Source organism: Sporosarcina contaminans, from assembly GCF_042679045.1.
Taxonomy (GTDB): domain Bacteria; phylum Bacillota; class Bacilli; order Bacillales_A; family Planococcaceae; genus Sporosarcina; species Sporosarcina contaminans.
In genome coordinates this window covers 17,009-37,486 of sequence record NZ_JBHTLT010000001.1, presented here as the reverse complement: position 1 = coordinate 37,486, position 20,478 = coordinate 17,009, and the positions used below count along the sequence as shown (strand labels likewise).

Here is a 20,478-nt window from a genome sequence, read left to right as displayed (position 1 = left end):
GCCCCTTTTAAGGACGTCCGTCGTTTTGTTCTTCCTTTCCAACCGCCCTATCCATCGGTGCAACGATAAAGCCAATGACAATCGCTGCAATCAAAATAATGAAAGGCGCATAGAAAATAATGAAAGTGGACATGTCTTTTCCTCCTATGCTAAGCATGGAAATTCTTTTTTCCTTTGACGTACGCTTTATTGAACAGGAATAGCCTCATTAGCAAAATGAGTGAAGGGATGAGCAAGCATAGCCCTAATATAAATGCGACGATCAGTGAGATGGCCATTGCGGGATTCGTAAAACTATCGTAAATTGTCAAATATGGGTATAGCAAATAGGGATAATGCGATGCCCCATAGCCGAAGAATGCAAAGGCGAACTGCCCGGCAAGCATACCGAACGCCCAGCCGTAATGGCGCCGCCTCCAAAATAGCCAAACCGTTCCGATGAACAGAATGAAGGAGATAAGAAACATCGGCCAAAACGTTTGGATATTTGCGTAATGTTCGTAATTATGGTTACTCAGCTCAAAAATGATGCCACCCGCCGTAATAATTGTTGGCAATGACCAAATAAGCGCGTATTTGCGCAGCAAGTCCGTCGCTTCACGATCCCCTGCTTTATTTGCATACCATGTTAAGAAAACAGCCGATATATAAAGCGTAGCGGACAAGCTCAAGACGACGATCGACCATGTGAGCGGACTTGTAAATAGCTCCCAATAGTCCAATACCGGATGACCGTCCACCATTTCAATGAATCCGCCTTCTGATATCGTCAAAACGATCGATAACGAAGCGGGTATCAGCAAGCCTGCGAGCCCATACATAAAAGAGTAGCCTTTATGTCTTCTTGCACCATACGTTTCGAAAGCATAATATGAGCCACGGATCGCCAATAGTATGATTCCGAAACTAACCGGCACTAATAGCGTCGTGCCATAATAAAATGCAGTTTTCGGAAAGAAGCCGATAATGCCAACGAAGAAAAACACTAAAAATACATTCGTCACTTCCCAGACTGGGGATAAGTAACGTTGAATTACCTTCGTCAAGATGCGTTCTTTTCCCGTTAACAGGCTATAGGCATTGAAAAAGCCTGCCCCGAAGTCAATTGCGCCGACAAGAATATAGCCAAACAAAAATGTCCAAAGAACGGAAATTCCGATGATTTCAAGGTTCATTGCACATCACCGCCCTTTTCCATGTGACGTTCCTCCAATTCACGTTCCACCGGATTCCGTTTAAACATTCTCCGAAGAACAACAACGCTTCCGATACCTAATATTAAATAAAGCAGCGCAAACAACATCAGCATTACATCAACTTGCCCACTCGTCGTTGCCGCCTCATCAACACGCATAATATGCCTCAAAATCCAAGGCTGGCGACCAACTTCAGCAAGCCACCATCCTGATTCAATTGCCAACACAACAAGTGGTCCGCCTAACACGATCAACCATCTAAACCAATTCGTCCGGACGTTCTTCCAGCCTCTCCTCATGCCGATTAAATACCAAGCGGCCAATAATACCATCCACATGCCGATGAATACCATAATGTTGAATAGGTAATGAATATACAATGGCGGCTGTTCATCAACCGGGAATTGATCTAAGCCGATCACTTCTGCTTTCGGATTATTATGAGCCAAAATAGATAATCCGAACGGCACCTTAATCGCATATTTCGGCTCGCCGTCCTTTAATACACCTAACAACAAAAGCTCAGCGCCTTCCTTCGTTTCAAAATGCCACTCGGCTGCCGCCAACTTTTCCGGCTGGTATTCCGCTAAGTATTTACCTGAAAAGTCACCGATGATTGCGGATGCTATCGCAAATACCAACCCAAGCTTCATCGTTAAATGAAGTGCCTTTTTATGGTATATATGGTTGGATCCTTTTAAAAGGCGGAAAGCCGCAATTGCCGCCAATATGAAAGCTGAAGTCATGTATGCCGTTATAACGACATGCGCAACTTTTGTCGGCATCGCTGGATTGAACATCGCAATGATCGGATTGATGTTGACCAATTCTCCGTTTACAAGATCAAAACCACGCGGTGCATTCATGAAAGCATTCACAATCGTAATGAATACTGCGGAAAATGAAGCGCCGATAGCGACCGGCACTAATAGCAGCAAATGCTTCTTTTGATTTTCAAACCGGTCCCATGTATATAAATAAATCCCTAAGAATATTGCTTCGAAAAAGAATGCGAACGTTTCCATGAAGAGCGGAAGTGCGATGACATTCCCCGCCAATTCCATGAAATTCGGCCATAATAATGACAGCTGTAAACCAATAGCCGTACCCGTTACGACACCTACCGCAACTGTTATGACAAAACCACGCGCCCAACGACGTGCAAGCAATATATAATGCTCGTCATTTTTCTTAATGCCTACCCATTGCGCAATCATAATCATTAGCGGAACACCGACACCGATTGTCGCGTAAATAATATGGAAGGATAATGTCAGTTCTGTTAACACGCGCGAATAAAAAACCGCATCTTCATTCCCCATCTAATGTTCCTCCTTTAACTACCAAAAATTCGCCCTAATATGGATAGGAGCATAATGCCGGCCACGATAAATGACAGATAGATTAGACGCTTCTCCTGTTTTTTATACATAAGCACCCCACCTTTTAAGTCTGTATATATCTTTTCCCTAATTCAGAGAGGAATAACAATGGGTAAATCAAAAACATGTGAAAGTTTTTCAACGTAAACAGCCACTTGAGAAATATATGAATCTTGCGTATAATAGATTAATTAAAGCGAGGTGGACACAATGGAAATTAAACGAAAAGTATTGGCTTACATTACAAAAGGGGAAAATGATGACCGTAAAATCCTTGTGTTCGAACAGAAGGATCATCCAGAAGCGGGATTGCAAGTGCCTGGTGGAACGATTGAGGAAGATGAATTGCTCATCGATGCGCTCTATCGAGAAATCGAAGAAGAAACAGGCTTGCATCGCGAACAGCTTGAGCTAAAAGGGAAAGTGAATAAGAGGAACTATTTTCCCGAAAATCGGGAAGATGTCATACACGAACGAAACATTTTTCATCTGTCATTTACTGGAGAGGGCATCGAGGAATGGGATAACGAAGTGCATAGTACCGGAAAAGACGATGGACTTATTTTCCACTGCAAATGGCTGCCGGTCGACCAATTGCCTGAGCTTGCCGCTGAACAGGATGAGGCGATTGAATTTATTACTTAAATATAAAAGCTGCATGGCGTTGTGAGCCGTGCAGCTTTCATCATTATTCGATCCGATCCTGCTCGCGCAGTTGATCGATCGGGGCAAACATTTCAATATGGCGATAAAGATTTGTGAAAGTAGCTGGAAGTACCCCACCATATTCACCATCCAAGTTGAGCAAAACTTCTTCCGATGACGTGACCTTCACTTTTTCAGCCTGTGTAGCTATAAGAAGTGGGTCATCTAAATGCTCTCCGCGGATTGCCAGTGAAACGATTCTTATGAACTCAGCGATATTGCACTTCTTCAAGATGAATAATGAAAATTTGCCATCATTAATGCTTGAATTGGGTGCAAGCTTTTCCAGTCCTCCGACCGAATTCGTCAACCCGACTAAGAAGAGCATCGCTTCCCCTTCAAACACTTCGTCATCGTATTCAATGCGCACATCACTTGAATGGATGGAAGGCAGCATTTCAATTCCTTTTAAATAATATGCTAATTGCCCTAATAGGGTTTTCAATCTACTTGGCACTTCATACGTCAGCTCGGTCATTCTACCTCCGCCAGCGATGTTAATGAAGTAACGATCATTCATCTTGCCGACATCGACTGGAATTGTATCGCCTTTAATGATAATATCTAAAGCTTCATCTATATCTCGTGGAATGCGTAAAGCACGGGCAAAATCATTTGTCGTTCCAGTAGGTATCAATCCTAACTTCGGACGATTTTCAAATTCGGAGACACCGGATACGACTTCGTTCAGCGTACCATCCCCTCCGGAAGCAATGACTATATCAAATCCTCTTTCAACCGCTTGTTTTGCAGCTTCCACTGCATCTCCTTCACCGGTTGTCGCGTGAGCGGATGTTTCATACCCCGCTTGTTCTAATTTCTCGAGGACTTCAGCTATATGCTTTTTAAATACTTCTCGTCCTGCTGTTGGATTGTAAATTATGCGTGCACGCTTCATCCTACGTCCCTCTCAATTCATACTAATTCTGCTGCATGATTCATGTTCTGTCCGGCAATAGGACGTTAATGCCACTCTATAAGTTGCTTGCAGCTCTATCAAGATATTTCTTGCAGTGCAGGCATGAACGTTTTTCGAATATCTTCATACACAGTGAGCCATAGTTCAGGTGTTGTTGTATATTCAGTCATTAAATTATCAATGAATTTTTTATGCGCTTCTTCATAGTTGGCATCGTCCTTCGCCGGCAATTGCTTTCTTCTTTCCAAAACGTCTTCTTGGATGGAAGCCGCACGTGGTCCCCATTTTGCAATGACTTCTCCATTCGTATCAAGCAGCAAATAAATCGGGATGGATCTGCCGCCATTCGTTAAATAACGATCAATTAAATCCGTATCTTCATCGCGATAAACAGCTTTGACATCCAAATCGGCGGCTTCTGCGATTCGGCGTAAGATTGCATTGTTCATCATTGCGTCTCCGCACCAATCTTCTGTAATAATGAGGACATTTGGCTTCTTGTCTTTTAACATTGTAATAAATTCATCGTCTTGCGGTACTTCAAACTTTTCGTAAATGCCAAAGCTGTTGTCTTTATGCTTCTCCATCCGCTCCATATAATCCGATAAGGCAATTCCACTTTCAAAGTACTCTTTTTCTGTCTTCATGCCCACTCACACTCCTTTTTCTTAAGTGTAAATCTAATGATCCAGCGAATCAAATAAGTGGATTCAAGCAGAAAATCCATCATAAAACGCCCTATGCGGACCAATTCCTCACGCATAGGACGCAACTCTTTATCGTTTGTTAATTTCTTCAAGAAGTAATTTATTCACTAACGGAGGGTTCGCTTGTCCTTTCGTCGCTTTCATTACTTGACCAACAAGGAAACCGACAGCACGGTCCTTACCGTTCTTATAATCTTCAATCGATTGCTCGTTTGCATCTAATATTTCCGTAATGATTTTGCGCAATGTACCTTCATCGGAAATTTGGACAAGACCTTTCGCTTTAACGATTTCGGCTGCATCTCCGCCATTTTCGGCCAATTCTTTAAACACCTTCTTCGCGATTTTCGAAGAGATTGTGCCATCGGAAATGAGCTTAATCATGCCTGCAAGACCTTCCGGCGTCAATGCTGTTTCATGCAATTCCTTTTGCGCTGCATTCAAATAGGCAGATACTTCACCCATCAAATAGTTGGATGCCAATTTAGCATCTGCGCCTGCTTGGACAGTCGCATCAAAGAAATCGGACATTTCTTTCGTCAATGTTAAAACATGCGCATCGTATTCAGGCAATCCTAATTCAGACACGTATCGCTCTTTACGAGCATCCGGCAGTTCAGGAATTTCAGCGCGGACTCGGTCCATCCAAGCTTGGTCAATATGGATCTCAGGCAAGTCAGGATCGTTAATGAAACGATAGTCATTCGCACTTCCTTTTACACGCATAAGGACTGTTTGTCCAGTCGCTTCATCGTATCTTCGTGTTTCTTGCTGAATCGTACCGCCAGCCAATAGAATTTTCTCTTGGCGCTCCACTTCATTCGCAATCCCTCTACGCACGAAGTTAAAGGAGTTTAAGTTTTTCAGTTCCGTTTTTGTTCCAAATTCCTTTTGGCCATACGGACGCAATGAAATATTCGCATCACAGCGAAGGGACCCTTCTTCCATTCGGACATCCGAAACGCCTGTGTATTGGATGATCGCTTTCAGTTTTTCAAGAAATGCGTACGCTTCTTCAGGAGAGCGGATATCCGCCTCTGTAACAATCTCGATAAGTGGTGTTCCTTGTCTATTCAAATCGACAAGCGAATATCCATTTTCAGAGTGTGTCAGCTTTCCTGCATCTTCTTCAAGATGGACGCGTTCAATTCGGATTTTCTTCTTCTTGCCTTCCACCTCGATTTCAATCCAGCCATTTGAACCGACTGGACGTTCATCTTGAGAAATTTGGTACGCTTTTGGGTTATCCGGGTAAAAATAATGCTTCCGGTCAAAATTCATTACTGGAGCGATATCGCAATTAAGCGCCATAGAAGCCTTCATTCCAAAGTCAATTGCCCTTTTGTTCAGCGTAGGCAATGTCCCCGGATAAGCTAAGTCTGTAATATTGATGTTCATATTCGGTTCTGCACCGAAATGGGCTGGTGCAGATGAGAAAATTTTTGTATCGGTTTTCAGTTCAACGTGCACTTCCAACCCGACAATTGTTTCGAAATTCATTATTCATTCCCCTCCCCGATAGATGGAGTTTGTTTATGGAAATCTGTCGCCTGTTCGTATGCATGTGCTGCTTTATAAATTGTCATTTCGTCAAAATGATTGCCAATAAATTGAAGGCCAATCGGCAATCCGTCTGCAAAGCCGCAAGGAACAGAAAGAGCTGGAATACCCGCTAAGTTTACCGGCACAGTTAGGAGATCATTCGCGTAAAGCGTAATCGGATCGTGAACTACACCGCCGATTTTATAGGCAGTCGTTGCGCTTGTTGGTCCAACGATCAAATCATATTTGTCAAACAATGTTGCGAAATCTTGTGCAATCAAAGCTCGCACTTTTTGTGCTTTTACATACAAATCTTCATGATGATCCGCGCTCAATGCATACGTACCGTAAAAAATACGCTTTTTCACTTCTTCACCGAAACCTTCCGCACGGGAGCGTGTATAGATTTCATCTAAATTCGTGACACCTTCAGGGCGATAGCCATAGCGGATACCATCGAACCTAGCAAGGTTCGAAGATGCTTCTGCAGTTGCGATCGCATAATATGTCGGTGATGCGTATTTTGAATGCGGCAACGTCACTTCTTCCCATGTTGCGCCAAGAGATTCCATAACATTCAATGCTTTGCGCACTGCGGCTTTCACGTCTTCTGCAACGCCTTCACCAAGGTATTCCTTTGGAACGGCAATTTTCATGCCTTTTAGGTCACCCGTTAATCCTGCGCTATAATTTTCGACAGCTTTGTCGGAAGAAGAAGAGTCGTGGCGATCAATACCTGCAATCGCCTGCAATAGCAATGCATTATCTTCTACAGTGCGAGTCAGCGGACCGATTTGGTCTAAAGAAGAAGCGAATGCGACAAGACCGTGACGAGAAACTCTGCCGTAGGTTGGCTTCATCCCGACGATACCGCAAAACGCTGCTGGTTGGCGTACAGAGCCGCCAGTATCCGTACCTAATGCAAATGGAATTTCTCCAGCTGCAACTGCAGCAGCCGAGCCGCCGGATGATCCACCCGGAACTGTTTCCAAATTCCATGGATTGCGTGTTGTTTTGAAAGCAGAACGCTCTGTTGTCGATCCCATTGCAAACTCGTCCATATTCAATTTGCCGATTGAGATCATGCCCGCATCATTGATCTTTTCAACAACAGTCGCGTCGTAAACTGGAACGAAGTTTTCGAGCATTTTGCTTGCACAAGTTGTCGTTACTCCTTTTGTGACGATATTGTCTTTAATCCCGATCGGTAGCCCGAAAAGTGGACCGCGGTTTTCCATCGGCGCATTATCTAACTGCTCCGCCTTTGAAAGTGCAGCTTCTTCTGTCACTGTAAGAAATGCTTGCACTTGTCCGTCTAATTTTGCAACTTGCTTCAATGCATCCTCAGTTACTTCTTTGACAGACACTTCCCGATTATGTAAAAGCTTTTGAAGTTCTGTAGCCGTTTTTGTCGTTAACGTCATCTTTAATCCTCCTATAAACCCGATTATGACAGGATATTTGGAACTTTGATCATTCCTGCTTCGTGCTCTTTTACGCTTGAAAGCATTTCTTCACGGTTTAAAATGTCTGCCGGCACATCTTCCCTTAGCACATTGTAAATCTGGAGGGGATGTGTCATCGGTGCTACGCCTTCCGTGTCGGCTTCTTGTAGCACATTAGCGAATTCGATCAGTTCAGCCAATTGTTCCGCATACATTTCCGCTTCTTCTTCTGTAACGGCAATTCTTGCGAAGTTCGCGTAATATTGCACATCGGCACTTGTAAATTTTGTTGTCATCGTTTGTTCCTCCCCGTAACACAATTGTACGATCAATGATACCACCTTCACGGGCGGATGAAAAGCGACGATCCACCCGGCAAAGACATGTTCGCTATGCATTTAAAAAATAAATTATCTATAAAAAGATGTTTCCCTTTTTAACCCATTGTTATGATAAGTTACATTAATAACCGTAAATATGGACGAAGGGCTCTTCTTCGTTCGCTCTTTTAACGATTAATGCTTCTGGCCCGTTTACTGACGTAATGCTCACTTCTATGTCAATTTTCGAGAAATATTTATTGACGAGCGATGTCATATATTGAGTAAATCCGATCGTCTCGCTCGTTCCATAAAACTGAATTGGCACCTGAATTTTCAGCGATCTCATTTGTCCTTCTTTTAAAAATGCGGTACCAATGACATTAACGAAGCTCGGAAAATATTCATCGATATCTTGTTTAAAATTGTTAAAGGTTGTATTGATCTCACGATAATTATCAATGCTTGAAGAAGCTGGCAGCAAGACGTATTGTTCATTCACTTCTTTCCAGCCGCTTGCCGAACTTTTTCCTTTGTCCGCATAAGCAGTCGCAAAATAAGTACCTGGCACGATTGAATTTCGTTTTTCCTGTTTAAACAAACCGATAACAATTGGAATATCACTTAGTCCTTCTTTTGCCCTCAGCCTGCTGACAATCGTGTCCGCCATTTCAATCCCTTTCTTTTGCAGTTCCTCATCAGAAAGCTCTGTCTCCTTGCCATCTGCTCCATAATAGACCGAATTTAACGCGAGACCGATTGAAATGCCTGATAATCGAAGCTTCTTGTCATCCGTCATCGTCAAATAGTTCTGCTCCACAATATGTGCGAGATAGATCGGGGCATCATCCTCTCCTTCTTTACCGGAAGGTGGGTTGAGCCCTGCATCATTCACGGAACTTCTCGCCAGCCATGCATTGGCAGTTTTCCTGTCAATATATTGACCTTCTTGGAAATAATAGTTTTTCGGATCAAAATGCAGTGCGGAAAGCCGTAAAAGACCTTCTTCCGCCTCTTGCATGTCGTATTTTGTGTAAATATTGTTGACGACTAGGCCGCGACTTGCACTTTTCTTGAATGGAAGGACCGTATTATAAAACTCCTCTTTCAATTGCATATCCGGAATCATTACTGTTTCTTCTAATTGCTCTTCGTTTTCTTGTATAACTTCTTCTTGATCTGGACCAAATGACGGCAGGCAGCCCCCTAAGAGAAGGACCGCCGACAAACTGGACATAAACCATAACCTTTTCATTGCTAATTACTCCTTTTCGCCGAGTGCTTCGACCAACTCTGTTTCATTCCAAACGGTAATACCAAGTTCTTCTGCTTTGGATAGTTTGGAACCCGCCTCTTCACCGGCAATGACAAGATCCGTCTTTTTACTAACGCTCCCGCTCACCTTTCCACCTAATGCTTCGATTTTTTCCTTCGCTTCATTACGCGTCAAAATGGATAGTTTCCCTGTTAATACGACCGTTTTCCCGGCAAATGGTCCTTCGGATGGAACCTCACTTCGGGCTCTGCCTTTATAATCCATATTCACTCCATAATCCTTCAGCTTCTTTAATACTGCGCTGACATCTTCATTGCCAAAAAACGTGACGATGGAATCGGCAACTTTTTCACCAATTTCATGGATGGACGTTAAACGTTCCTCATCCGCTGCTGCAATGGCGTCCATCGTGCCAAACTCTTCGGATAAAATCATCGCAGCCCTCGCTCCGACATGGCGGATGCCAAGACCAAATAATAACCGCTCTAACGAATTCTTTTTCGATTGTTCAATCGCAGACAGTAAGTTTGTGACCGATTTCTCGCCCATTCGTTCCAATGAAAGCAAGTCTTCTTTTGTTAAACGGTAAAGATCGGATACATCGTGAACGAGCCCGGAAGTATAGAGCTGCTCAATAACACGCTCCCCAATTCCTTCAATGTTCATAGCATTGCGGGAAACAAAATGGATGAGTGCTTCTTTCATTTGAGACGGACATTGCGGATTCACGCAACGGAGCGCTACCTCTCCTTCTATGCGAATCAACTCGGAGTCGCAGACCGGGCAATGATCCGGCATATCGAAAGGCTGTTCATCCCCAGTCCGTAAGTCGACTATTGGCATGACGACTTCAGGAATAATATCACCTGCTTTACGGATGATGACCGTATCGCCAATTCGAATATCCTTTTCTTTGATCAAATCCTCGTTATGCAAAGAAGCTCTTCCGACAGTCGTTCCAGCTACACGGACTGGTTCCAAAATAGCTGTCGGCGTGACGACACCTGTCCTGCCGACGCTCAATTCGATATCAATCAGTTTTGTTTGCACTTCTTCCGCTGGAAACTTGTATGCAGTCGCCCATTTAGGGCTTTTTGCGGTAAAGCCTAATTGCTCCTGATCTTCGTAACCATCAACTTTTATAACGATGCCATCGATTTCATAGTCCAAAGACTGACGCTTTTCCTGCCAAGCTTCTACAAATTCAATTACTTCCTCAATCGTTTTGCAACGCTTGCTATTGCTATTCGTTTCAAAGCCTAACGAATGCAAATAGTCCAATGAATCCGAGTGGCTATCTTGCCCGTAAGCGCTGCCGTCCCCGCCGATTCCATAAATGAAAATGGATAAGTTTCGACTTGCAGCAATTTTAGGATCCAACTGCCTTAAAGAGCCCGCAGCTGCGTTCCGAGGATTCGCGAATGGCTCTTCACCATTTTCATCGCGCAGGGCATTTAATTTTACAAACGACTTTTTCGGCATATATGCCTCTCCACGCGCCTCAATCGTCACTGGCTCCGTAAGCTTCAATGGGATGGAGTGGATTGTTTTCAAATTGGCTGTAATATCCTCACCGACAGACCCATCGCCCCTTGTCGAACCTTGGACAAATAAGCCGTTTTCATATTTCAACGATACAGCCAAACCATCGATCTTTAGCTCGCAAATATACGTAACCTCTCCCCCAACACCTGCTCGTACGCGCCTATCAAAATCCCGAATATCTTCTTCATTGAATACATTGGATAAACTGAGCATCGGGAATTCATGGACGACTTTTCCGAATCCGGATAGTATTTCGCCGCCCACCCGCTGCGTCGGAGAGTCTGGATAGATCAAATCCGGGTACTGCTTCTCAAGGGATAACAGCTCTTGCATGTGCTGATCGTATACGGAATCGGGTACAAGCGGCTTATCCAAAACATAATACGCATGACCGTACTCATTGAGCAAATCGTTGAGTTCCCGGACACGTTTTTCAATTTCGTTTCGATCCATGATTTCCTCTCCCTATGCTTTTTCTATCGGGGCAAATTTGGCCAACAACCGCTTAATGCCGACTGGCTGCGGGAATGCAATGTCAAGTTCAACATCATCTGCATTGCCTTTGACACTAACGACCATGCCTGTGCCCCATTTTTTATGAACGGCTTTATCTCCAGCTTTCCAACCAATTTTGTCGCCGCCGCTCGCCTTTAAAACCGGCTTTTTAACAGCAGGACGCACCGGAGTTTTCTGTTGAACAAAACCGCCGCCAAATGGATAGTCCTGATTAACAGAAACAACTTCAGTAATGTCTTCCGATATTTCATTAATGAACCTGGACGGATTATTGAAATTCGAACGGCCAAATAACGTACGATAACCTGCGCAAGTTAAAAATAACTTCTGCTCCGCACGTGTAATGGCTACGTAAGCTAACCGCCTTTCCTCTTCCATTTCTGCTTCGTCGCCGATTGATCTTGAATGAGGGAAGATGTTCTCTTCCATCCCGATGACAAAAACGACAGGAAACTCAAGACCTTTTGCGGCATGCATCGTCATTAGGACGATTTTTTCACTTTGTTGGTTCTCCTCTTTATCTAAAGAATCGATATCCGCAATAAGTGCCAAATCGGTCAAGAAAGCGATCAGAGAACGGTCACTATCTTCTTCCTCCGCTCTCTTTTCGAACGCTTCAGTGACGGATAAAAACTCATCGATGTTTTCTAAACGGCTTTCCGCCTCGATCGTCTTTTCCCGTTCCAGCATTTCCCGGTAGCCTGTTTTTTCCAACACTTGCTCCACCAATTCAGTGACTGACAAGTATTCCTGCATCTGTGTAAAACCGGCAATCAGCTCCCGGAATTTTGTCGCTTCGTTTGCAGCTCTCGCAGTTAAGCCCATAAAATGGACTTCCTGTAAAGCATCAAAAATAGAACGGTCATTTTCAAGCGCAAACATGGCCATCCGTTCAAATGAAGTTGCTCCAATGCTACGCTTTGGCTCATTAATGATCCGTGCGAGCGATAAGTCGTCATCATTATTCGCAATCAATCGCAAATAAGCGAGTAAATCCTTAATTTCCTTGCGGTCATAGAACTTCGTGCCTCCTACGATCGTATAATCCAAATTTGATTTAACTAAATATTCCTCAATGACACGCGACTGGGCGTTCGTCCGATATAGGATTGCGAAGTCATTTAATGAAAGATTCTTCTCCTCTTTTAGCTCAATGATCTTCTGAACGATAAATTGTGATTCATCCTTTTCATCGGATGCTTTGTAAACGGTAATTGTTTCACCTTCATCATTTTCTGTTCGGAGTTTTTTATCGTACCGGCTTCGATTGTTCTGAATCACATCGTTTGCCGCCTGCAAGATGCGTTTCGTTGAACGATAGTTTTGCTCCAACAAAATGACTGTCGCGTCTTGATAATCTTTCTCGAAAGACAAAATATTGCCGATGTCTGCGCCTCTCCATCTGTAAATCGATTGGTCGGAGTCACCTACGACACAAAGGTTGCGGAATTTCGCCGCCAACATTTTAACAAGGCGATATTGCGCATGGTTCGTATCTTGGTACTCATCGACGTGGATGTATTGAAATTTATTTTGATAAAACTCAAGGACTTCTGGTACTCGTTCAAATAGCTTAATCGTCATCATAATGAGGTCATCAAAATCTAATGATTGGTTTTGGCGAAGTCTTTTCGAATAGCTTTCATAAACTTCTGCAATCGTCTTTTCGTAAGGATTATGCGGATTTGCTTGTGCCTTGTATGTTTCTGCGTCGATGCATTCGTTTTTCGCAGAGCTGATGGCACCTAATAACGAACGCGGTTCATATTGCTTCGGATCAATATTCTTCTCCTTCAAAATGTTTTTAATGACCGTTAACTGATCAGATCCATCCAAAATTGAAAAGTTTTTAGAAATGCCGATCCGATCAATATTACTTCTTAAAATGCGGACACACATTGAGTGGAATGTCGATACCCACATCCGTTCACCAGTCCCCGGACCCAATAAGCCATCGATCCGCTCCCGCATTTCGCGTGCTGCTTTATTTGTAAATGTGATGGCCAATATTTTTGAAGGGTAGACATCTTTCTCTACGATTAAGTAGGCGATCCGATGTGTCAGCACCCTCGTTTTTCCAGAGCCAGCGCCCGCCATGATGAGCAAAGGGCCTTCCGTTTTTTTCACTGCCCGCGCTTGTTCAGGGTTCATGCCTGCTAGTAAATCTTCCGATAATCTATTCAAAAGTATCCCGCCTTCCATGGAACGTTTGTTCTTTATTATAACTGATGATCCGTGTCAAAGGGAGACTGAAACTGATTTCACTGCTTCAACTGTCGATAAAGCTGCTTTCAAATCTTCGTAAATAATATTGCCAACGATAACTGTATCTGCGATTGTAGCCATTTGTTTCGCTTGCTCTGCATTGCGGATGCCGCCGCCGTAAAACAGCTTCGTATTTTCAAGAACGCTGCCCGCTGCACGAACGACGTCTACATCGCCAAATTTGCCGCTATACTCCAAATAGAAAACTGGAAGAGTAAACAAATGCTCAGCCATTCTTGCGTAGGCGATCACATCTTCTTCATCAGGAACAGTCCGTGCACCAGTCAATTCGGCTGCTTTGCATTCCGGATTCATTATGCAATAGCCTTCGGTTATGATTTCATCCCAATTCATCATGTGGCCATATTCCTTTAATGCAGCATGATGGATACCGTTCATCCATTTCGTATCCGTCGAGTTTAATACGGTAGGGATGAAAAAATAGTCAAACCCAGGCGTGACGGAGTCGATAGTCGACACTTCCAATGCAGCTGGGACTGAAAACCTTCGGATTCTTGCCAATAAATCAAGAACATTTTCCAACGTCACACCATCAGTTCCGCCAACTATGATGGCATCTGTTCCCGATTCCGCAAGCAACTCCAACTGTTCGTCTGTTATTGTTTTTGCAGGGTCCACTTTAAAGGCGTGGCGCCAAGATTGATAATCCATTGTTTAACCCACCTATAATTCATTGTTTACCTATGTAATTGACATAGCTCTCCTACATTCATTAACTGTAAATCCCCTTCCCCTAAGATTTTGCTAAAATCTTGGATGGCAGTGGTTATAAACAATTAATGAAATGATTTGATTCTTCTTGTAAACTTCGGAGACGTTGCTCCTGCTAAGTGAAGTTTCATTGTACAGTATACCAAAAAAACCGGGCGGATAGCTTCTCCGCCCGATTTTTACTTATTCTGTTCAGTTTGTGCGATTAACTCAGGATACAGGCGATCCAACACAGTATTATACCCGCCAGAACCATAGTCGACACAGCGTCTCACCCGTGAAATCGTTGCTGTGCTTGCACCAGTTTCGTTTTGAATACGATCATATGTCTTTTTCAGTCTTAGTGCGTGCGCTACTTCCAATCTTTGCGCCATCGACTGTAGCTCACTCATCGTACATAAGTCATCAAAAAATGTATAGCATTCATCCAAATCCTTTAATTCCAAAATCGCCTTGAATAGCTGATCCATCTGCTCGCCGCGTATTTTATCGATTTGCATGCCCTTACCTCCCTCTCCTGTTGAATTGATTAAGGAGTAAAAGTGACCGATTTGTCAATTCCCGCAGTTGTCGGTATGATATGGATCCAAGTTTTTCCTTGAACCAATTTTGCCGGAATACCGTTTTCCGTAGGAACTAAAAAGCCGTCAAGATTTTTCCATTCAATCTCTTTTGCAATTCCTGCATGGAAAAGCATTGCTTTGCCGCCGGATTCAATATCAACAGCTTGTCTGCCGACACTATCAATTGTCCGATGCGGCACTTCTAACACAATTATATTTGAAACTTCCACCGGCTCATCGTTCTCTTTATCTATCGTTACATTGCCTTTAACAGCCCGCTCATACGTCTCTTTCGTTGAATCATAGGTGAACGTACTAATGAAATCTTCATTCGCGCTGAATTTAATGACAATGTTTGAAGCGATATCTCCTATTTTAGCACCCTCCGTAGATTCATGGAAAGAAAAAGGAGGCGTTTTTTCCATGACTGTTGAGGAGTTTGTTTTTTCCATCGCTGCTATGACATTTTCACCACTAATATAAGAGTTATGCGGCGCCCTCCGCTCCTTGGATCGCTTGAATAACGTCCCATCGTATTGCATACCGTTTACATTGTCGACATATCGGCTCGATAGCAGCTTTTGGGCGTCTGGACTGTAGCCATGTGCAACGTAAAAAGCGTCCATTCCTTTAGCCATGTAAACAAAATAATCTCTCGCACTACGGATAGGCCCGATCTGCTCCGGTAGATCACTTTGGAATAAAGCCAAAAATCTCGTCACATTGCCTTCAGCTAAAAATTCATAAATGACATCGGCTTGACTAATGCCAGACTGTGGTCGCGCCAATGGATGGTTATTGATCGTTGCAAGGACAGGTCGATCTTTCTTTTCTTCCTCTGACCACACTCCTGTAAATGGATCTTGGAAGAGGAGACGGCCCTCTTCTTCTGGTTCCTCCTCTTCAACAATTATTGGTTTTTCATTTTCTTCAGGTTCATTGACTTCTTCTTCCGCATCTACTTTTTCTTTTTTTGAGCATGCGGATAACAGCAACATTGCTACGGCTAATAATAGCAGCCAGCCTCTCATATTCCCTTTCATGTTCGGGTCCCCCTTATCTTTCGTTAGCCGGTATGATCCACTCATTTTTCATGACTTGATACAATCCCGATTGCGACACTCGTACGTATGGCAAATGGGTTGACTGCAGGAAAAGGAATGTGTAAACGGCATCTCCATGCCCATATCCGCGGTCTTTCAATGCCTTCTTCAACGCGCGCTCCTGATCGATCAGCACATCTACTTTCTCTTCGGATAGACCGCCGCCAATCGGTAAAGAAAGAGCTTCAACTACACGGCCATTTTCAGTAAGAACCATTCCGCCGGACATCCGTTTCATTTCATTGAACGCATGAAGCATTTCTTTTCGATCTTTACCAAGGAGAATGATATCGCCTGTATTCGAATAAGAGGAAGCAAATCCTTGTATACGGTTTGCGAATCCCTTAATGAATGTGTTGACGCGCCATTTCCCATTGCGGTCTATGAGCATGAGATAACACTCGTCATGGTCCTCCGATAAAGTTTCCGCTGACCGGTCGATCGTCACTTCATACGGTTTTGTAATAACGTCATTGACCATTTTTATGCCAACAGAATATTGGAAGTCAAAATCCTTTTTATCCAAATCAAAGTTCAACTCGAAAGCAGGAATGATCGACCAGTCAACAGCTTGGAACGGTTTAATTGGCTGCTTGTCCCGCAATAGCCACTTTCCTTTTGAAAGCACGTCAGTCGGAACCGGATTCATCTCATTCTCAATGAAATTAAACGTTGCAAAACGCCCCGTTGCAATCATCCCGTGTCGATCATCTATACCGTAATACCGGGCAACGTTATAAGATGCCATCAAATAAGCATCGATCGGATCGACTCCTGCTTCAATTGCAGCGCGAATGCATTTGTCCATCACACCATCTGTATGAAATGAAGGCGTAGAGCCATCTGTTGTCATCATTAGATGGTCGAATACGTTTAATTCCTTATCAACGATCCCTTTCAGCAAGTCAGGTAAATCCGGACGGATAGATGAGTAGCGAAGCGTCACTGCATACCCTTGAAGCAGACGAGCCTCTACTTCATCTACTGTCATCGCTTCGTGATCTCCATCCGCGCCAATGAGCTTCATCCGTGCCAAAGTCCGTTCGGATGCTCCCGGAAAATGTCCTTCGATTTTCTTTCCTGCTTTCTTCGCAGCCATGAGAGCGTTCATCATGTCAACATCACCATTCAATAGCCGTGGCCAACCCGTTAATTCCCCTCCCATTAAAACGTCTTCACGTTTCAGCCATTCAGCAATCGATTCCAAGTTAAAAAGCTCTTTTTCTTCCCGCAACACCGTTTGCGAATCAAATCTTGCCCACCAATAAAATGAAAACGGCAACTCGTTTAACTGATCGATAATCTTGAAAGCCTTTTCATTTCCAAGGTTAATAAAGAACGTCAAGTTGTCCGATAAAAACGTTGTCGTTCCTACTCTTCCAGCATATTCAGCGAACGTTTCTGGATTGTACAATTGGAATGGATGAACATGCGGTTCTATGTAGCCAGGTACAATTTTCTTATTTTCCGCATTAACAATTTCCGCTCCTTCTGTTGTTGCAGGCATCCTGCTGCCAGCATATACAATCCGATCTCCTGAAACCCAAATGTTTCCTTCCACCCATTTTTTATAAATCGAATGAAGATATGTCGCATTTGTAATAATTAAATCGGGTGCTTGCTTGGCATTCAGTATCTCTATTTGATTTGCAATCTCTTGTTGGTCCCACATCTGTCCAAACTCCTTTGCTACGATAATCGAATCCCCTTGTTGTTCATAATTTTATCGTAGCATAGCGTCCGGCTGAAAGGTAGTGCAAAACTTCTATGAAAACAATACGATTTATCTCCTATACCTAAAAGTTAATCGTTTACAATTTGATTCGCCAAAGGAAGATTTCTCATGCTCTTAGTAAGGCAAAAGATCGTACGTTAGGGCATACACACTACTTTTAGAAAAAATGAAAGAAAAGATAGAAGATATAGTATACAATATTGGAGTGCAAAACATTCCTATTTACTAGATGGCCTCTGAAGTAGAAAGAGTTAATCGAAATAATAACAAATGCAATTAACATGATTGTTATTTCACAAAAGGTGGGACATAAATGAAGGCTGTGCGGCTATTATTAATAAACTCATTTCTAATGAATGTAAGTTTTTTTGCTTTTATTCCTTTTTTATCTGCTCATATTACAGGAAATCTATCACTTTCTGCCGGAATTGCCGGGGTTGTCCTAATGCTTCGGCAGTTGGTGCAGCAAGGAACGTCTTTTTTATCGGGCATATTAGCAGATCGATTTGATTATCGGATTATGATTAGTGTTGGCATGATTTTGCGCGGAGTCGGCTTTGTCTTATTCGCTTTTTGCAGAACCCCGCTTGAGCTAATCATCGCAGCTATTACAACTGCAATCGGCGGTTCATTGTTTGAACCGACTAGTAAAGCGGCATTTTCCATTTTTGCTCCCCCTGCTAAAAGAGGTGAGATTTTCGCCTTGGATAAAATAGTTCGTCATTCGGGGATTATTTTTGCAGGAATCATGGGCGGCATCTTATTGCAATTCGACTTTTTCTATGCGTCTTTCGTATGCGGCGGAATTTTTATTATAAGTGGGATCATCACATTTCTTTATTTGCCGAATGAAAGAGTCCAAGTTCCGAAGCAATCCTTGGCAGACTCATGGGATAAAGTAAAATCGGATCGTCTGTTTATCTTCTTTACGATTAGCATGACGGGATTTTGGTTCATGTTCATGCAGCTCTATTTGACGATTCCTCTCTATGCTGTCAATGTATTCAATAACACGGCATTCATCTCCAGTTTATTTATTGTATATGGCGTCATTGTTGTGTTTCTACAGTATCCTTTGCAAAAATGGTCAAAACGCTTTCAGCGGTTAACGGTCATTAAAATAGGGATGACGATTATGGGAATGGGAATTCTATTGTTAGGAAGCTCTACGAATGTCCTTTTATTCTGGACAGGCTTTTGTATGTTTGCGATCGGTATCATGCTGGTAGAACCGACTTCGTATGAATATACCGCAGAAATAGCCCCACCACAATTTTCCGCTAGCTATTTTGGGGTTGCATTAATGGCGATGGCTGTTGGCGGTGGAATTAGTCAAGGGGCAGGCGGCTGGATGTATGAGCATATGCCAAATATCAATTGGGGAATTAGCGCTGCGTTAGGCATTTCTTCTGCATTTTGCATTCATCTTCTGCAAGGTTGGACTCGGAAAGCGAAAGAAAGAAGCCATATGCCAGAACAGTCGTAATTTCATTTAAAATTGCTAACACAGTTTTCTCTACTACATTTATAAAGCTTTATAGCGTCAAACAGCTTGTTGACAAACGCTCACATACTGCGAATCGAGCAGCGAAGGGTTCGATTGGCCGTATTGCGCTCTTAGCAGAAATTACGGCACCCCTAGGACGTGGCGTTCTGAGGTTGCCTTCCTTGGCAAGCGTTTTCAAGCTAAGATAGGCAAACACCTATCTTATGACTACAAACCTCAAAAGGACTGTAGACAAAATGTATATGGCATAAACATGAAGCAAAAAGGAGTGATGATATGAGTGAAGATTTAACGTTTAATGAAGAAATGGCTACCGAATACGACAAAGGCGTGCGGCGTACGTTGCCGACATACGATGGTCTTTTCCGTTTAACAAAGGCTTTTTTGCAAAACCACTTGTCCGACCATGATAGGTTATTAGTAGTAGGCGGTGGCGGAGGCAATGAATTAACGGCATTCAGTGCCAATCACTTAGAGTGGAGGTTCACGATTGTAGATCCTTCTGAAGCGATGCTGAGCATTGCAAAATCGAAAGCTGAACGTTTAGGCATTACTGAGCGCACAGAATTTATTGGAGGAACTGTTTCCGACCTGACAGCAGAAAACAAATACGATGGTGCGACTTGTTTATTAGTCCTCCATTTCATTTCCGAGCAGAGTGAGAAAATCGATTTGCTGAAAAAGATTAGAGCATCTTTGCCTACAGGAGCTCCATTTGTGTTGGCTTCGATGTATGGAGATGAAAACGATGCCTCGTTTCAAGATTTGTTCAATCTTTGGAAAGCGTATTGGATTGACTCGACAAAGTTAACGGAGGCGGAAGTAGAAGAAATGGAAAGTAGCGTTCGCTCTCTTTCATTTTTGCCCGCAAATGAGATTGAGGCACTTTTGAAGGAAACGGGATTTCACCGTATTACACAGTTTTTCCAAACGAATATGTTCGGCGCATGGATTTGTTTCGCTGAATAATGATTGCTCCCTGCTAAATTTAGTAGGGAGCTTTTCTATTGAATGTGTCCG

The 20,478-nt window shown here is 43.2% G+C and carries 18 protein-coding genes; 3 read left to right on the top strand and 15 right to left on the bottom strand.

From position 1 onward, the window contains the following. Nucleotides 1–7: 7 nt before the first annotated feature. The 3 genes from cydS to ACFQ38_RS00160 are packed head-to-tail and all read right to left on the bottom strand — an operon-like array spanning nt 8 to nt 2,518. Nucleotides 8–133, bottom strand: coding sequence for a cytochrome bd oxidase small subunit CydS (gene cydS, locus ACFQ38_RS00170; protein WP_336822217.1), 126 nt, complete (start codon nt 131–133; stop codon nt 8–10). 16 nt (nt 134–149) lie between these two features. After that, a complete protein-coding gene (locus ACFQ38_RS00165) occupies nt 150–1,175 on the bottom strand; it encodes a cytochrome d ubiquinol oxidase subunit II (protein ID WP_381479406.1) in 1,026 nt (341 codons plus the stop codon). Then, on the bottom strand, nt 1,172–2,518 hold the full coding sequence (locus ACFQ38_RS00160; RefSeq protein ID WP_381479404.1) for a cytochrome ubiquinol oxidase subunit I: 1,347 nt from the start codon (nt 2,516–2,518) through the stop codon (nt 1,172–1,174). The genes ACFQ38_RS00165 and ACFQ38_RS00160 overlap by 4 nt, the downstream gene beginning before the upstream one ends. Before the next feature lie 270 nt (nt 2,519–2,788). On the opposite strand from ACFQ38_RS00160, the gene ACFQ38_RS00155 reads away from it, so the two are divergent. Next, the gene (locus ACFQ38_RS00155) at nt 2,789–3,223 is read left to right on the top strand and encodes an NUDIX hydrolase (RefSeq protein ID WP_381479402.1); all 435 of its coding nucleotides are present in this window, start codon (nt 2,789–2,791) and stop codon (nt 3,221–3,223) included. A 43-nt stretch (nt 3,224–3,266) separates the two neighbouring features. On the opposite strand, the gene ACFQ38_RS00150 is transcribed toward ACFQ38_RS00155, so the two are convergent. The 12 genes from ACFQ38_RS00150 to ACFQ38_RS00095 form a co-directional block, all read right to left on the bottom strand. Beyond that, complete coding sequence (locus ACFQ38_RS00150) at nt 3,267–4,181, bottom strand: diacylglycerol kinase (RefSeq protein ID WP_336822213.1); 915 nt, start codon at nt 4,179–4,181, stop codon at nt 3,267–3,269. Nucleotides 4,182–4,279: 98 nt separating this feature from the next. Beyond that, nucleotides 4,280–4,849 (bottom strand): thioredoxin family protein, encoded by a 570-nt coding sequence (locus ACFQ38_RS00145; RefSeq protein WP_381479400.1) that lies wholly within the window; start codon nt 4,847–4,849, stop codon nt 4,280–4,282. A 129-nt stretch (nt 4,850–4,978) separates the two neighbouring features. Next, entirely contained in the window at nt 4,979–6,409 is a 1,431-nt protein-coding gene (gatB, locus tag ACFQ38_RS00140) for an Asp-tRNA(Asn)/Glu-tRNA(Gln) amidotransferase subunit GatB (RefSeq protein WP_336822211.1), read from the bottom strand. Continuing rightward, the gene (gatA, locus tag ACFQ38_RS00135; protein WP_381479398.1) at nt 6,409–7,875 is read right to left on the bottom strand and encodes an Asp-tRNA(Asn)/Glu-tRNA(Gln) amidotransferase subunit GatA; all 1,467 of its coding nucleotides are present in this window, start codon (nt 7,873–7,875) and stop codon (nt 6,409–6,411) included. The genes gatB and gatA overlap by 1 nt, the downstream gene beginning before the upstream one ends. A gap of 23 nt (nt 7,876–7,898) precedes the next feature. Beyond that, nucleotides 7,899–8,192, bottom strand: coding sequence for an Asp-tRNA(Asn)/Glu-tRNA(Gln) amidotransferase subunit GatC (gene gatC, locus ACFQ38_RS00130; protein ID WP_336822209.1), 294 nt, complete (start codon nt 8,190–8,192; stop codon nt 7,899–7,901). 166 nt (nt 8,193–8,358) lie between these two features. After that, nucleotides 8,359–9,471, bottom strand: a complete 1,113-nt coding sequence (locus ACFQ38_RS00125) for a CamS family sex pheromone protein (protein WP_381479396.1) — start codon at nt 9,469–9,471, stop codon at nt 8,359–8,361. Between the two features lie 6 nt (nt 9,472–9,477). Continuing rightward, a complete protein-coding gene (ligA, locus tag ACFQ38_RS00120; protein WP_381479394.1) occupies nt 9,478–11,490 on the bottom strand; it encodes an NAD-dependent DNA ligase LigA in 2,013 nt (670 codons plus the stop codon). A gap of 12 nt (nt 11,491–11,502) precedes the next feature. After that, nucleotides 11,503–13,737, bottom strand: coding sequence for a DNA helicase PcrA (gene pcrA, locus ACFQ38_RS00115; RefSeq protein WP_381479393.1), 2,235 nt, complete (start codon nt 13,735–13,737; stop codon nt 11,503–11,505). Between the two features lie 54 nt (nt 13,738–13,791). After that, complete coding sequence (gene pcrB / locus ACFQ38_RS00110) at nt 13,792–14,490, bottom strand: heptaprenylglyceryl phosphate synthase (RefSeq protein ID WP_381479391.1); 699 nt, start codon at nt 14,488–14,490, stop codon at nt 13,792–13,794. 239 nt (nt 14,491–14,729) lie between these two features. Then, the gene (locus ACFQ38_RS00105; protein WP_336822204.1) at nt 14,730–15,050 is read right to left on the bottom strand and encodes a YerC/YecD family TrpR-related protein; all 321 of its coding nucleotides are present in this window, start codon (nt 15,048–15,050) and stop codon (nt 14,730–14,732) included. Nucleotides 15,051–15,079: 29 nt separating this feature from the next. Beyond that, nucleotides 15,080–16,156 carry a DUF3048 domain-containing protein gene (locus ACFQ38_RS00100; protein WP_336822203.1) on the bottom strand — a complete coding sequence of 359 codons (1,077 nt, stop codon included), beginning with the start codon at nt 16,154–16,156 and terminating at the stop codon, nt 15,080–15,082. 13 nt (nt 16,157–16,169) lie between these two features. Beyond that, on the bottom strand, nt 16,170–17,888 hold the full coding sequence (locus tag ACFQ38_RS00095; RefSeq protein ID WP_381479388.1) for an adenine deaminase C-terminal domain-containing protein: 1,719 nt from the start codon (nt 17,886–17,888) through the stop codon (nt 16,170–16,172). A 376-nt stretch (nt 17,889–18,264) separates the two neighbouring features. On the opposite strand from ACFQ38_RS00095, the gene ACFQ38_RS00090 reads away from it, so the two are divergent. After that, nucleotides 18,265–19,437: an MDR family MFS transporter gene (locus ACFQ38_RS00090; RefSeq protein ID WP_381479386.1), complete on the top strand. Its 1,173-nt coding sequence runs from the start codon at nt 18,265–18,267 to the stop codon at nt 19,435–19,437. Nucleotides 19,438–19,734: 297 nt separating this feature from the next. After that, entirely contained in the window at nt 19,735–20,427 is a 693-nt protein-coding gene (locus ACFQ38_RS00085) for a class I SAM-dependent methyltransferase (protein ID WP_381479384.1), read from the top strand. Nucleotides 20,428–20,478 lie beyond the last annotated feature (51 nt).